The 14,658-nt window shown below is 41.3% G+C and carries 14 protein-coding genes; 6 read left to right on the top strand and 8 right to left on the bottom strand.

The annotated features are described in order from the left end of the window. Positions 1-12 precede the first annotated feature (12 nt). From B5D77_RS13725 to bioB, 8 genes are all read right to left on the bottom strand, one after another. Positions 13-363, bottom strand: a complete 351-nt coding sequence (locus tag B5D77_RS13725) for a DUF6883 domain-containing protein (RefSeq protein WP_199308296.1) — start codon at positions 361-363, stop codon at positions 13-15. Positions 364-389: 26 nt separating this feature from the next. Next, positions 390-605 carry a hypothetical protein gene (locus B5D77_RS13720; protein ID WP_072923986.1) on the bottom strand — a complete coding sequence of 72 codons (216 nt, stop codon included), beginning with the start codon at positions 603-605 and terminating at the stop codon, positions 390-392. A gap of 129 nt (positions 606-734) precedes the next feature. After that, positions 735-1,061 (bottom strand): XisI protein, encoded by a 327-nt coding sequence (locus B5D77_RS13715; protein WP_106909018.1) that lies wholly within the window; start codon positions 1,059-1,061, stop codon positions 735-737. A gap of 214 nt (positions 1,062-1,275) precedes the next feature. After that, complete coding sequence (locus B5D77_RS13710) at positions 1,276-4,290, bottom strand: Eco57I restriction-modification methylase domain-containing protein (RefSeq protein WP_106909017.1); 3,015 nt, start codon at positions 4,288-4,290, stop codon at positions 1,276-1,278. A 58-nt stretch (positions 4,291-4,348) separates the two neighbouring features. After that, positions 4,349-5,113, bottom strand: a complete 765-nt coding sequence (locus B5D77_RS13705; RefSeq protein ID WP_106909016.1) for a Uma2 family endonuclease — start codon at positions 5,111-5,113, stop codon at positions 4,349-4,351. A gap of 550 nt (positions 5,114-5,663) precedes the next feature. Next, the gene (gene lspA, locus B5D77_RS13695) at positions 5,664-6,131 is read right to left on the bottom strand and encodes a signal peptidase II (protein WP_008205678.1); all 468 of its coding nucleotides are present in this window, start codon (positions 6,129-6,131) and stop codon (positions 5,664-5,666) included. Positions 6,132-6,142: 11 nt separating this feature from the next. Further along, positions 6,143-6,793, bottom strand: coding sequence for a biotin transporter BioY (locus tag B5D77_RS13690; protein ID WP_008205676.1), 651 nt, complete (start codon positions 6,791-6,793; stop codon positions 6,143-6,145). Continuing rightward, complete coding sequence (gene bioB, locus B5D77_RS13685; protein ID WP_106909015.1) at positions 6,777-7,859, bottom strand: biotin synthase BioB; 1,083 nt, start codon at positions 7,857-7,859, stop codon at positions 6,777-6,779. Before bioB ends, B5D77_RS13690 begins: the two co-directional genes overlap by 17 nt. A gap of 133 nt (positions 7,860-7,992) precedes the next feature. Here bioB and rfbC point away from each other — a divergent pair, with 133 nt between their 5' ends. From rfbC to uvrC, 6 genes are all read left to right on the top strand, one after another. Then, entirely contained in the window at positions 7,993-8,538 is a 546-nt protein-coding gene (gene rfbC, locus B5D77_RS13680; RefSeq protein WP_106909014.1) for a dTDP-4-dehydrorhamnose 3,5-epimerase, read from the top strand. 5 nt (positions 8,539-8,543) lie between these two features. Continuing rightward, positions 8,544-9,419 carry a dTDP-4-dehydrorhamnose reductase gene (gene rfbD, locus B5D77_RS13675; RefSeq protein ID WP_106909013.1) on the top strand — a complete coding sequence of 292 codons (876 nt, stop codon included), beginning with the start codon at positions 8,544-8,546 and terminating at the stop codon, positions 9,417-9,419. 4 nt (positions 9,420-9,423) lie between these two features. Beyond that, positions 9,424-10,497: a glucose-1-phosphate thymidylyltransferase gene (locus B5D77_RS13670; RefSeq protein ID WP_106909012.1), complete on the top strand. Its 1,074-nt coding sequence runs from the start codon at positions 9,424-9,426 to the stop codon at positions 10,495-10,497. Between the two features lie 399 nt (positions 10,498-10,896). Continuing rightward, positions 10,897-11,982 (top strand): 3-isopropylmalate dehydrogenase, encoded by a 1,086-nt coding sequence (gene leuB / locus B5D77_RS13665; RefSeq protein ID WP_106909011.1) that lies wholly within the window; start codon positions 10,897-10,899, stop codon positions 11,980-11,982. 79 nt (positions 11,983-12,061) lie between these two features. Continuing rightward, a complete protein-coding gene (locus B5D77_RS13660; RefSeq protein ID WP_002734814.1) occupies positions 12,062-12,322 on the top strand; it encodes a hypothetical protein in 261 nt (86 codons plus the stop codon). A 400-nt stretch (positions 12,323-12,722) separates the two neighbouring features. Continuing rightward, positions 12,723-14,600, top strand: a complete 1,878-nt coding sequence (gene uvrC / locus B5D77_RS13655; RefSeq protein ID WP_106909010.1) for an excinuclease ABC subunit UvrC — start codon at positions 12,723-12,725, stop codon at positions 14,598-14,600. The last annotated feature ends 58 nt before the right edge of the window (positions 14,601-14,658 follow it).

The following is a 14,658-nucleotide window of genomic DNA, read 5'->3' as shown; positions in this document are numbered from 1 at the left end:
TTGATTATCTCCTTAAAGTACATAACAAGTCACTAAGCGGGGAAAGTTTTCGTCATTTCTGATGATCCAAACACTGTGAATAATGGCGGTTTTGTTTTGATGAGTCAGGGGAAAATCAATAACATACTTTTGTCCATATTGATTGATTTTGTCAGGAATAGCATCATAGGTTTTAACTGCTTCTAGGAGTGCATTTTTAAGAAATTGAACGTTATTAATATCTAAGTTTAAGACGGATTTAAAAACCCTAGCTTTATGCTGTCCATCTGAATGATTTAGATTCAGGGCATAACCGGTCAATTTGTTATCATCAATAATGGTATTTTTAGGATTGGGTAATTTCACATTATACCACCTACTCAATCATTGTCTCTGCTGCCTTGATTGAACTATGATCTATGGCGCTCTCGGTCAATTTCAGAAAAAATATCATCGAGTTCTGGTTGATTTTTCCATACTCCAATAAGAGTTTCTAAGTCTTCCCACAATAATTTTTTTTGAATTAAATTATCGGGGATTGACCGAGAAATTTTTACGCCATTAGGAAGAGATAAATCCTCTAATAGCTCGATAGTATTGCCTTTGATAATTCCTTGTATTTTCATGGTATTTTAGGATAAAGCTTGCTCAACTAAGACGGCAGTTTCACGATCTAGAATAGAGAGAGTTTTCTGAATTAATTCAATCGGTAATTGTAATGCTTGATAAGTTGTTTTTCCATATTATTTTTACTCCTAATTAATGGCATATTCTGTGAATTTTCGTTTAAATGGAGAGTGAAATCCGATGACAATATCTGTTTGAGGAATTCCTAGTTTAACTAACTTTTCAGCTACTGAAATTTCTGTGTTGTTCTGTTGAAGATAAACTTTGTTGTTAATAATATCTAAATGTAAAAGACATCCATAAATCCAATGATTATTATGCCAACCAACTTGTACTAATAAATAATGTTTTCTCAGATCGTCAAAGATTATTTCTAGGGAAATTTCACTAGACTGCTGAATTTTAGCTTGTTCTTCAATTAGGGATTTAACTAATTCACTGTAGTTGATTGCCATTCTACGATCTCCTCTCTGTGATATCCCTAGCTGGCATATCCTAATTTTAGCAGGTTTTCCTAATTTTAGCATCTTGTAACAATCTTAAGGTTCACAATCCATACAATGCCGCTACTCTCTCATCTGACGACTGGTTTATTTACCTCTATTTTAACAGATTCGCTGTGATGATTTCAGATACCCGACTTCTTTAAGAAGTCGGGTATCTAACCCCTTACAATCCATACAATGCCGCTACTCTCTCATCTATCTCTTTTTCCCATTCTTCACAGTTAACTCCTTTGGCATCTAAGCATTTTTGTACTAATTTGATGATGGGTTCTTTTTCAGATTCAGAAGCGGGAGGGATGGGGATTTTGGCTACATATTGACGTTGAAATCTTAAATGTCCCCCCAAAATCTGAGGGCTTAATTGATGATAATATTTTAATACCGTTAATGAATTAAGTACCCCCAGAAGATAAAGATCATAAACTGGAATCATAAAGGTTGTATTGTTAACATAAAGACCTTTTTCATCTAAGGCAAAACGTGACTCTTTTGCAATATCTGGAAAAACAATCTTAGGTTTATCAAATTCTGCATAATAAGCACAAGCGCGTAATTCCCAGTAAAATTTACCTTTATCATAGCGTTTATCTAGTTCGAGCTTCCACTGGTTTAAATGTTCAAAAATAGCAGAATATTTTTTAATATCAATTCCAATGCTAGTAACGATTAGGTATTTATCTTTACTTCTAATACACCATTTTCTCACATCATCACCCACAGCTAAAGGTTTAATAATTTCTGCACTTTTAGGATCTTTAGCAATTAATTCTGCTCGTTTTGCACCATCAATCACAAAAGCTTGATTAAAACCAGTTTTAATACCCCAATAAATTTTTTCATTGACGTATTCACCTAAAGGAATACCGGCTGCTGACATTTTATTGATTAAACTTGCCGTAGTAGAATCACTTAATAGCCAATTTTTACCATTTAAAGAATTATTAGGTAAAATTGTTCCCTGTTCATTAATAACAGTTTTAATATCAGGATAAGGTGACTCTAAAGATTGAACTTGAGTAAATTGAGTGTTTAATTTTATATCTGATTGCTTCTGAGCGAGAAAAATCATCACTAAAACAGCTGCACTTTCAAAAACTGGCAATTCCCCAAAATCGGTAATACTTCTCACCTGACAAGTATCAGCGATATGCTTTCTTAACTTCTCCCCATACTTTGCCCGAAACCACTTATTAGAAGAAATAAAAGCTAACATTCCCCCAGTTTTAAGTAATTGTAAAGCTCTCGCATAAAAGAAACAATATAAATCCGATGTTCCCGTATAAACTTCCGGGTAAACTTGCTTTAAAGTTGGTTTTAAATCCTTAATTAATTCCTGTCTCACATAGGGGGGATTTGCTACCTGAATATCAAAACCTCCCTCCGCTAATACCTCGGCAAACTCCACCACCCAATCAAACCCTTTTGAGATAGCTTCCTTTTCACTCGCAATCACAGAAGCACTGCCATGGGTTAATAAAGCAATCTGTTTCTTAACCTCATTAATCTCCTGTTCAAGACTTTGTTTATCACTGCCTAAATGCGCTCTTAAATACTTCGCTTTAGCTTCCCTAAACCGATGGATAAACTCCTCGCGCACCATCCCAGAACCTTGGGGATTAGGAGCAGTTAGACTATCTCCTGTTTCGATTTTAAACTTCAAATTGGGTAGCGGTGGCGGATTGTCTCCCTCATATTCAACCGCTAAGGAAAGCCATAACCTTAAGCGAGCAATATTAACCGCAAAAGGATCGATATCAACTCCATAGATATTAGTTTCAATAATCTCTAACTTGCGCTGATAAACCGTTTTATAATCAATGCCTTTAGTAGCAAATAAACACTGACGCAAATCTAATAACTCATGCAACATTCCCAATAAATAAGCTCCACTTCCACAGGCAGGATCACAGACTTTGACCTGTTTTAAGGTTTCTAAAACTGCCTCTGGATTCTTTAAGTTAATAGCATTATATTCGTCAACAAAAAGCTCAATCGCTTCTTTGTTTTCAGAAGTTAATTTACTGCTTAAATATCCCTTCAAAGCCTCCCGACACATAAAAGAAACTATCGGTTTAGGTGTGTAATAACTACCTGATTCATGTCTTCCCGTGACTAATTCCTCAAACACTTTTCCCAACATTTCTGGGTCCACTGCTACCTCCACATCAAGGGGTGTACTCTCAGTTACAGTGAAATTAAAATTACTAAAAAGGCCCTGTAAGATAACATCGATCGCCTGATCGGGTACTATTATATTAGGATTGCGGTCATCTTCATCCTGTTCAAATAATCCCCCATTAAGATAGGGAACTGTGCCAATTATTTGCCGAAGAAAACCACCGTTATTGATACCAATAATATCCGTTTGTTGGGGATTATTTAGTCCCGTAAAAAACAGATGAGTCAAGCGATTATGATAAAAGTTTTTGTCCGAGGTGCTGTTATCATTCTGATAATCCTGCCATAATGTTTCTAGATAGTCTGTTTGTTCGTTAAACTTCAGCCAACCCTTTTTCTGGATAAAAACAATAAACATCAGGCGATTAAATAGCTTCTGAGTAAATAGTCTTCTCTGGTCAGCATTAGGGATAGTTTTAGTAATTAATTGCTCAACTTTTTCAAAGACCGAGCGATACTGTTCAAAAAATTTCTTAGTAACTTTCTCAACATCAAAAGCTTCATCATGACGTTCCTGAATCGCTAAAGGAGACTCGGAACTAATATTATCTAAATCTAGTAAACTTAGGCGTTCTGTGGCGGTTCGTAACTGTTCCCCCCGACCCACTGTAATTCGCCGCAAGACTTGCCGTTTTTCTTGTTTTACATCATATTTAACATTGAGAAAATGCCACCGTTCTTGGTGGAAATCAGAGAAAACAAAGAGAGAGTAGGGATGGTTTTTTAGCAGTTGAGTAACGACAAGACGCTCTAAATTGAGCAGCAGTTGCTTAGAGTTGAGACGAGCATAGATAACCTGAAAATCTTCCCCCCCAGAAGCCAATAAAATTGGGTCTTCTGCTAATGCTTCTACTGCTTTATCCGGCCAATTGCGTCGGGACAGGGTTTGATTTTCTCGCTCGTAATTTAACTCGGACCAGAATAATTTTTTGAGCGCATCTAATCCTCTCAGGGATGAAAGAAGGTCATAAACTGACTGCCGAAGTTCAATATCACTCATAAGTTTTCTCACGACCTCTCATTTAGGTTTACTTTCTCTAGGACTTTTGCCACTTCAGTTAAATTGTATCGGGATCGATGCCTAATTCTCGTAGTTTTTGTGCCAATTTTTCCTTAGCCTGACCTTCCCTTTCTTTCTCTAAAAGAGCCTGTTCTTTCTCTAAAAGAGCCTGTTCTTTGGCTAAAATAGCCTGTTCTTTTTCTAAAAGAGCCTGTTCTTTTGCCTGTCTTTGCTCTAATTCCGCTTCTTGAGGAGTGGGGACTAATTGACCATTGGCGGTAAAATAACGCAGTTTACGGTCAAATATACCTAAATATAATCCTAACTGTTCACCCCACAGATAACCCAGTTCATTGGGAGAAATGGCTTGATATTGTCCCTCAATTAGTCTAAATCCCTGCAATTCTAAAGTATTAGGATCGAACCAAAAATAATTAGGAGTGCGAAAGGTATTTTGATAGAGAATTTTCTTGTTATTGCGGTCAATATTGGCCGTAGAATCGGAGAGAATCTCGACAATTACATCGGGATATTTACCCTGTTCTCCCCAAACCACCCAACTTTTGCGGGGACGTTTTTCGGTATCTAAAACCACAAAAAAATCGGGACCCCAGAAATCGCGTTTTTTTAGTTGTTCCTCGTTGTAGTAGATGGTTAGATTTCCCGAAGCGTAGTAATCACTCCTCTCGCGCCATAATAATTCTAGACAACTAAGGAGAATGATGATCTGTTGCAGGTGTAGATCACTTTCCAATGGTGGTTCATCACTCCATAAATCTGTGGGGGGATAGGTGACATCTGGGATAATGTCTAGGGCTGTCATGACTTTTTCCCGGTATTTTAGGATTGATTAATTATAGCTTTTTCTCACAATTGCAGAGATAAGGCGGGGGGATTTTAACCAATAACTTAAGTAGGTAGGCGTTAAAAATTATCAGACACCCCCCTTATCAAGGGGGATCCCCCCGCCTTCGGCTTCCCCCCTTATCAAGGGGGGCTAGGGGGGATCGAACCTAAAATCCATTTTTAATTTAATTATAACCAATAACTTAATCCTATACCTTGACCGATCGCCTTTCGCACTTTATCCTAGCGCCATCGGCAAATATCTTAAAACTTCTATACAATAGCGCCAATAAGCCCGATAACAACGATGACTGAAACCTTAATTCAACCGGCAGCCCTAGTAGAACTCTTACGTTACCGCGCCACGACACAACTGGAGGGCTATTGAAGTGGGCGAAATAACGCCGCACTATTAAACAGAATTTTCTTAATGGGAATATTAGTATTATCGATGCAAAGTAAGGACGAAGCATTCGGATAGGAAATCTAAGGTTTCAGCGATAGGTTATGGCTCGAATGTTTTGCCCCTACGGGACCCTTGACTTGTGGGGAAAAGTCGAAATTAATAGGCAAATAATACCGATATTAATAAAGACATCAGCCAGATTAAAAACAGGAAAATTAATCAATCGAAAATCGAGAAAATCCACCACATAACCAAACAAAAAGCGATCGATACCATTGCCGAAAGCCCCTGCTAAAATAAAACCGTAGGCCAATTGTTCCCAACGGGTTAAATGGGGTCCAAAGTAAGCAAAAGCCATTAATGCCAAACTAACTAATAAGGATAGCCATTTTAGCCAACCAACACCGCCCCGAAAAGCACTAAAAGCCGCCCCGGTATTAATCACATAGGTGAAATGAAAAACCCCCGGAATAATCGGGAAAGTATCACCAATTTGCTCAAAACTCTGCACGGTTATATACTTAGTTACTTGGTCTAAAATTAGACCAATAACCGCCACTATCCAAAACCAGCGATTCTTTTTTAACATTGGCTGTGGCATCAATAAAATAATAATTTACGGAAGAAAAAGGCAATAATTACCACCACACAAATTACTACTAACTGCCCTAAAAATGGCCAGACTGAATAATTCATAAATAGGGTGGGCAAACTATCGGGAAAGGTGATTTGACTAGCTTGGGGCTGAAAAATCGACAATCCCAGCATATATAATAAACCGCACAGATGAATCACTAACAAACCGGCAAAGGCACTTAAAGCCAGGGTTTCTATCTTGGCGCGCCAGCGAAAAGCCAACCAACCACACAGCCATGCCCCCGGCATAAAGCCTAAAATATAGCCAAAACTGGGTTCTTTCAGATAACCTATTCCCCCACCCTGAGCAAACACAGGCAACCAAGTTAAACCGAGAAAAATATAGGCCACCTGGGCAAGAAGCCCGGCATTTTTGCCCCCCAGACAGCCCGTTAACAATACTGCGCCAATTTGGTAAGTTATGCCTAGTTTTTGCGAAGATAGACCCGCAGCCGACCAACTAGCTAGGCTTACTGGAACAAATGTACTAAAAATTGTCAGCAACAAACCAATCAAGGCCCAGATTAACTCATTGGGAACCGATGCGGAAGTGCGCCGCGGCGGAGATTCTCCTCCTCGACGTGATTTAGGTTGCCTGTTAGGGTTGGTATTCACCGGGGATGGGGGCTTCTCCTCCTATTAAACTAAGATCAGCCAACATCGCCTGATCCTGTTGGGGGGGTTGTCCTAGAGTGGTCAAATAATGTCCAATCAGCATAGCATTAATTCCCGATTTTAACCCCAGATTTTGCAATTCTCCCATCACCGCCTCTCGTCCCCCGGCATAACGAAGGATTTGTTGGGGTAAAATAAACCGGAAAATAGCGATCGCTTTTAGGGCAGTAAAAGGATCCAGTTTGGGTAAATGACCTAGAGGGGTGCCACTTCTGGGGTTTAATAGGTTAATCGGCACTGATTCCACCTCTAATTCCGCTAGGGAAAAAGCTAAATCAATGCGATCGGTCCAACTTTCCCCCATACCGATAATTCCGCCCGTACAAGCTTGAATTCCCGCAGCTTTCAGGTTTTTTACCGTTTCTACCCGATCCTGCCAACTGTGGGTGGAGACCACGTTAGGATAAAAATTCTCGGAAGCTTCCAGATTGTGATTATAACGGGTAACTCCGGCTTCTTTTAAGGCTTGCGCTTGGGGGAGGGTTAACTCTCCTAGGGCGCAACAGGGTTTAATCTTGGCGGTTTCGATGATTTCTTGAACTGTGGCCAGTATTTCCTCGAATTCCTGCGATTTGGGGCTATTGTACTTTAATCCCCGACCTTGACTAACTAAACAGAAGCGTTTGGCCCCCGCGTCGGCTGCCGCTTTCGCATGGCTGACGATTTCCTCGCGACTTTTTAAACCGTAGATAGGCGAATCTTGTCCGGGATGGTGGGCGGATTGGGAACAAAAACTGCAATTTTCCGAACAACTTCCCGATTTTATGTTGATTATGCTACATAAATCCACCGTATTGCCACAACAGGCCTGACGAATGCGATCGGCAGCTTCACATAAGCTGAAGATATTTTCCTGACCTTCGATCGCAGTTAAAGCTAGGGCCTCTTGCTTACTGAGTCGATCGCCAGCGATAATCTGATTAGCCCTAGTCTGTAACCAGTTTTTTAAGGCTTCTCCCTCCACGGGGATAGATTGAGTAGCGGTGTGTGTAGAGACTTGTACCACGTCGTTTATGCTCTAACTAAGTTAGGCTCATCTTATCATTATTCAGTTACCGGGGAAAGATTAATAAAAAACTTTAGAAAAAAATACCCTTTTGTGCTAAACTACCCGCAAAAGTTATCTTGTCTCCGATTTTATGAAAGTTATTCCCACGGAAATTCCTGATGTTTTAATCATTGAACCGCAAGTTTACGGAGACGATCGAGGTTTTTTCTTGGAGAGTTTTAATCAGAAAGATTTTCGAGAAAAAACTGGGGTTAATACCACTTTTGTCCAGGATAATCACTCTATGTCCTTAAAAAATGTCCTGCGAGGATTGCACTATCAAATCCCCAATCCCCAGGGTAAACTGGTGCGAGTAGTGAGCGGTAGTGTTTTTGATGTGGCAGTGGATGCGCGTCAAAGTTCCCCCACTTTTGGGCAATGGGTAGGCTGTGTTTTAAGTGCGGAAAATAAACGTATTTTCTGGGTTCCCGAAGGTTTTGCCCATGGTTTTCTAGTCCTCTCCGATCGAGCAGAATTTCTCTACAAAACCACTAATTATTATTATCCCCAATACGAAAAAACTATTTTATGGAATGATGCCGATTTAGGGATTGATTGGCCCCTAGATACCCCGCCGATTCTCTCCCCTAAAGACCAAGCTGGACAACCCTTTAAATCCGTGGAAGTTTTCCCCTAAAGACGATGAAAAAAGTTTTATTAATTGGTGCTAAAGGTCAAGTGGGACAAGAGTTACAAGTAACTTTACCATCCTTGGGCGAAGTTATTAGTATCGGTCGAGAAGAACTAGATTTAACTAACTCGGAAAAAATCAGCCAGTTAATTAGGGAAATTCACCCCGATTATCTGGTTAATGCCGCCGCTTATACGGCAGTGGATAAAGCCGAAACCGAACCAGATTTAGCCTATTCTATCAATGCTATAGCTCCAAAAATCATGGCGGAAGCTGCCGAGAAAATTAAAGCTAAATTTCTCCATATTTCTACCGATTATGTCTTTGATGGTCGGAAAAATACCCCCTATCTAGAAACCGATTTGACTAATCCTTTAGGGGTTTATGGACAATCAAAGTTAAGGGGAGAAGAGGAGATTAAAACTGTTAATTCTCAGGCAATTATCCTGCGGACTGCTTGGGTTTACGGCAGTTATGGCAAAAGTAATTTTGTCAAAACCATGCTGAGATTAGGCAAGGAAAGAGAGGAGTTAAAAGTAGTTGTTGATCAGGTGGGAAGTCCCACTTGGGCAAAAGATATCGCCGCGGCCATTACTCACCTTTTAATTAATGCCGATAATCCCACAGGAATCTATAATTTTACTAATAGCGGTGTCGCCAGTTGGTTTGATTTAACTAAAGCGATTTTTGAGGAGGCAAAAATAAGCGGTATTCCCCTAAAAATTCAGAGAGTAATTCCCATTACTACTGCTGAATATCCTACCCCGGCGGTGCGTCCGGCCTATTCGGTTCTTTCTGGTCAAAAAATCTCGCAACAATTGGGTTATATTCCTCCCTATTGGCGAGATTCTCTCAAAGCTATGCTCACCCAAATATTTAATCTTTAAAACTATGAAAGCACTAATTTTATCCGGTGGTAAAGGTACGAGGTTACGTCCCCTAACCTATACTGGGGCAAAACAGTTAGTTCCCGTGGCCAATAAACCGATTTTATGGTATGGAATCGAGTCAATTGTGGCCGCAGGAATTACCGATATTGGCATTATTATCAGTCCCGAAACCGGGGAAGAAATTCGTCAGACCACGGGCAGTGGTGAACAGTTTGGGGCTAAGATAACTTATATTCGCCAAGACCAACCAGCGGGATTAGCTCACGCGGTTAAAACTGCCCAATCTTTCCTAGGAGATTCCCCCTTTATTATGTACTTGGGTGATAACCTAATTGAGGATGATTTATCGCCCTTTTTAGACTCTTTCCAAAAACAGTCCCTTGATGCTTTAATTCTCCTGCGAAAAGTGTCTAATCCTAGTGCTTTTGGGGTGGCAAAAGTAGATGAAACCGGCAAAGTTTTATACTTAGTCGAAAAACCCAAAGAACCCCCCTCAAATTTAGCTTTGGTGGGGATTTATTTTTTTGCCCCCACCATTCACCAAGCGATCGCATCTATTCAACCATCGGCCAGGGGTGAGTTAGAAATTACCGACGCTATCCAAGAATTAATCAATCAAAATAAAGCAGTAGAAGCCAATAAACTACTGGGTTGGTGGTTAGATACGGGTAAAAAAGATGATTTATTAGAAGCAAATCGGATTATCCTAGATACCTCTCTAGAAATTGCTTTACTAGGAGAAGTTGATCCTAATAGTCAGGTGATCGGACGGGTACAAATTGGTCAGGGGAGTAAAATTATTAATAGTACCATTCGCGGCCCTGTCATTATTGGAGAAAATTGTCAGATTGAGAATTGTTTTATCGGTCCATATAGTAGTATCGCTAATGGAGTAAAATTAATCGATGCCGACATAGAACACAGTGTAATTCTCAAAGATGCCACGATTATTGGCATTCATCAGCGCATAGTTGATAGTGTAATTGGACGACGGGCAAAATTAGAAATTGCTCCCCAACGTCCAAAAGCTTTACGCTTTATGATTGGGGATGATTCCCATGTGGAATTAGTGTAGTTATTGGGGATTAACTGCCCCTTTAATTAGGGTTTGCGGCAAAAAGTTTTGGCTCTTCTAGGTTCTGTGTGATTAGTTTAACTTACATAGGATCGATCGATCTTTGTGTCCTTTGTGTCTTTGTGGTTCGTTCCACCCCCTCGCTAGGAGAAATGTATCCTAGAATACATTTTACCCACCAAACCTAGGAGAGCCAAGTTTTTCCTGGGTGTAGGGTGTAGGATTTTACCGATTTTCAGGGAAAAAGTCCCGGAATTTTCACCCCAATCACTCCAATCGCTGGCACTTTTTGCTGGGAAAAAAGTCTAAAAGCCTTATCCAACAAGGTTTTTAGATTTCTTCAGCCAACCCTAACTATGTTATAATCAAGAGTCTGACCTATTTTACCGTTCTAGAACTATGACGCAACAGTATCGCATTACCCTACTACCCGGCGATGGCATCGGGCCGGAAATCCTCGCTGTCACCGTAGAGATACTGAAAGTCATCGCTAAAAAATTTGACCTCCAGTTGGACTTCCAAACCGCTTTAATTGGAGGGGCAGCCATTGATGAAACCGGCAATCCTCTCCCCGAAGCAACCCTGAGCGCCTGTAAAAATAGTGATGCTGTTCTCCTGGCCGCTATCGGGGGTTATAAATGGGATAATTTACCCCGGCAGCAAAGGCCGGAAACGGGATTATTAGGCTTAAGATCTGGTTTAGGTCTTTTTGCTAATTTACGTCCTGCCACCATTTTTCCGCAATTAATCGACGCTTCTAGTCTCAAACGGGAGATTATCGAGGGAGTGGATATCATGGTCGTCCGGGAATTGACCGGGGGTGTCTATTTCGGTCAACCGAAGGGGATTTTTGAGACGGAAACGGGAGAAAAATGCGGTGTAAATACCATGGTTTACTTGGAATCGGAGGTGGACCGCATCGCTAAGGTGGCCTTTGAAATTGCCCAAAAACGCGGCAAGAAACTCTGTTCCGTCGATAAAGCTAATGTTCTTGATGTTTCCCAACTCTGGCGCGACCGGGTGACGAAAATGGCCGCTAATTATCCCGATGTGGAACTTTCCCATCTCTACGTCGATAACGCAGCCATGCAGTTAGTCCGGGCCCCCAAACAATTTGATACTATCGTCACGGGCAATTTATTCGGTGATATTCTCTCCGATGAAGCGGCCATGTTAACCGGTAGTATCGGAATGTTACCCTCCGCTAGTTTAGGGACTGCTGGGGTGGGAGTTTTTGAACCCGTCCACGGTTCGGCCCCGGATATCGCCGGCCAAGATAAGGCCAATCCGATCGCCCAGATTCTCAGTGCTGCTATGATGTTAAGATATGGCCTAAATCAGCCTTTAGCGGCAGTATCGCTGGAAAAAGCCGTAGAAAAAGTCTTAGATCTCGGTTATCGTACTGGAGATATTTTCTCGGAGGGTATGACCTTAGTGGGATGCCAAGCTATGGGCCAGGCCATCCTGAAAGTTTTAGAATCATAACAAAAGTGACAAATTCGGAAATCGTCATATACCATTGATTTAATAAATACGTCAATTTAATCGTGGGGAGACGAGTGAGATGGTGGCCCTATCCGAGAAAACAGAACAACAGCGTGTCGATATGGAAATCCCAATTTTGTTAGATCCTACTGTCTTACGGGCAGCCAGACGCATTTATCGCATCTACTGTACCCTCAATAGCAGAGTTAGTAAACGTCCTTTCGGTGTCGCTATTAACCGCGACAATCATCGCGGCCAATTGATTTTTAACAATAAACCGATTCTTCTCCCGGGAGAGTGTTTCGTCCCGATTAAGCAAATCGAATCAGAAGCCTATTAATTTTTGTGAAGATTTGCCCTAAATATCTTGCCAAACGTCAGCTAATACCCACTGGCGTAATTTTTTTGTCTAACATAGGGTTTGCTGAATAAATCTAAAAACATTGTTCGATAAGACTTTTAGACCTTTTTGCAATCCAAAAGTACCGGCCATTGGAGTAATGGGGGGGAAAATTCCTGGACTTTTTCCCTGAAAATCGGTAAAACCCTACACCCCACACCCTACACCCCACACCCCACACCCAAGACAAACTTTTTGCCGCAAACCCTAATATAAGTAGGTAGGCACAATTACTTGTAGGATGGGTTAGCGGTAGCGTAACCCATGCGGGCGTTGGGTTTCATGCTTCAACCCAACCTACGTTCATTTTATATTTAATTCCACCCACCTACTTAAAAAGATGTTCGGGAATAATCTTAACTCTACCCTAATCCAAGACCTCGATCGCCTAGAAAATCGTCTTCGGGAAATTCCCCTCGAACCGGGGGTGTACTTCCTGCGCGACCAAAATGGCGAAATTCTCTACATCGGTAAATCCAAAAAACTCCGGTCTAGAGTCCGTTCCTATTTTCGTCCCAGTCAACCCCTCAGTCCCCGCATTGCTTTGATGGTGCGACAGGTGACAGAAATTGAATTTATCGTCACCGACACGGAAGCAGAATCCTTGGCCCTGGAAGCTAATCTAATTAAACAACATCAGCCCCATTTTAATACTCTCCTCAAGGACGATAAAAAATATCCATACATTTGTATTACTTGGTCGGAAACCTACCCGCGCATTTTTATCACCCGCAAACGTAGCATAAATAACCAAAAAGACCGTTATTATGGTCCCTACGTCGATACTAGGCTGCTGCGCTACACTTTACACCTAATTAAACGCACTTTTCCCCTGCGTCAACGTCCCCAACCTCTGTTTAAAGACCGTCCCTGTTTAAATTATGATATCGGTCGTTGTCCGGGGGTTTGTCAAAAATTAATTAGTCCCCAAGATTATCGGGAAACCTTGCAGAAAGTGGCGATGATTTTTCAGGGAAGGACGGGGGAATTATTAGAGAAATTAGCAGCAAAGATGCTAGAAGCGTCGGAAAACCTAGATTTTGAAAAAGCGGCCACGATTAGGGATCAAATTCGCGGATTACAGGCCCTTAATACCGATCAAAAAGTCTCTTTACCTGATGATACCGTATCCCGGGACGCGATCGCTTTAGCTAAAGACGAGCAGCATTGTTGCATACAATTATTCCAAGTGCGTTCTGGTCGTTTGGTGGGACGTTTGGGATTTTTTGCCGATAGTCAGTCAGCAAACGAGGGAGAAATCCTGCAAAAAGTCCTGGAAGAACATTATTTATCGGTGGAAGGGGTGGAAATTCCCAGCGAAATCCTGTTACCCTGCGAATTACCGGAAGGTGAGGTGTTAGCGGGGTGGTTAAGGGAAAAAAAAGGTCGCAAAGTCGAGTTAACTGTCCCCCAACGGCAAAGTAAAGCGGATTTATTAGCCATGGTCGAGAAAAACGCTCTTTATGAGTTAGAAAAGACGAAAAGAAGCGCCGACCGAGATTTACAGTCTTTGCAGGATTTAGCGATAATTCTCGATTTACCGGCACTACCCCACCGCATCGAGGGTTATGATATTTCTCATATTCAGGGTTCTAATGCAGTCGCGTCGGGAGTGGTGTTTATCGATGGGGTGGCCGCTAATCAACATTATCGTCACTATAAAATCAAAAATCCCGAGGTTAAAATCGGCCATTCCGATGATTTCGCCAGTTTAGCAGAAGTAATTCGCCGGCGTTTCCGTCGTTATGCCGAAAATCCCGATAATATTGCCGAAAGTGATGATTTTCCCGATTTGGTCATGATTGATGGGGGAAAAGGACAATTATCGGCCGTGGTGACAGTTTTAGGGGAGATGAATTTATTAGAACAGGTAAAAGTTGTTAGTTTAGCTAAACAGAGAGAGGAGATTTTTTTACCAGGGGAATCCTCTCCTTTAGAGACGGATAAGGAACAACCCGGAGTGCAATTATTGCGTCGAGTCAGGGATGAAGCGCACCGCTTTGCTGTTAGCTTTCACCGACAACAAAGGATGCAAAAAAGTCGCCGTTCCCGTCTGGATGAGATACCGGGGTTAGGTTTTAAGCGACAAAAAGAGTTATTAGCTCATTTTCATTCTCTGGATTATATTCGCGAAGCTTCCCTAGAACAATTGCAACAGGTGACAGGAATTGGGGAACAATTAGCTAAGGAAATTTATAATTATTTTCATCCTAGGTAGGGATAACCTGTATAAAGAAGATAAGGCGGTGTGTTTTTGCGTAACAGTGCAGAAATTA

Source organism: Microcystis sp. MC19, assembly GCF_003019735.1.
GTDB lineage: Bacteria > Cyanobacteriota > Cyanobacteriia > Cyanobacteriales > Microcystaceae > Microcystis.
The sequence above is the reverse complement of the archived record's forward strand: the minus strand, read 5'-3'. Positions and strand labels throughout refer to the sequence as shown.

Coding starts and splice junctions, on each gene's coding strand:
- B5D77_RS13715 (WP_106909018.1), bottom strand. CDS start 1,061: ATGGCAATCAACTACAGTGAATTAGTTAAATCCCTAATTGAAGAACAA.
- B5D77_RS13670 (WP_106909012.1), top strand. CDS start 9,424: ATGAAAGCACTAATTTTATCCGGTGGTAAAGGTACGAGGTTACGTCCC.
- B5D77_RS13705 (WP_106909016.1), bottom strand. CDS start 5,113: ATGACAGCCCTAGACATTATCCCAGATGTCACCTATCCCCCCACAGAT.
- rfbC (WP_106909014.1), top strand. CDS start 7,993: ATGAAAGTTATTCCCACGGAAATTCCTGATGTTTTAATCATTGAACCG.
- lspA (WP_008205678.1), bottom strand. CDS start 6,131: ATGTTAAAAAAGAATCGCTGGTTTTGGATAGTGGCGGTTATTGGTCTA.
- B5D77_RS13660 (WP_002734814.1), top strand. CDS start 12,062: ATGGTGGCCCTATCCGAGAAAACAGAACAACAGCGTGTCGATATGGAA.
- uvrC (WP_106909010.1), top strand. CDS start 12,723: ATGTTCGGGAATAATCTTAACTCTACCCTAATCCAAGACCTCGATCGC.
- rfbD (WP_106909013.1), top strand. CDS start 8,544: ATGAAAAAAGTTTTATTAATTGGTGCTAAAGGTCAAGTGGGACAAGAG.
- B5D77_RS13720 (WP_072923986.1), bottom strand. CDS start 605: ATGAAAATACAAGGAATTATCAAAGGCAATACTATCGAGCTATTAGAG.
- leuB (WP_106909011.1), top strand. CDS start 10,897: ATGACGCAACAGTATCGCATTACCCTACTACCCGGCGATGGCATCGGG.
- B5D77_RS13710 (WP_106909017.1), bottom strand. CDS start 4,290: ATGAGTGATATTGAACTTCGGCAGTCAGTTTATGACCTTCTTTCATCC.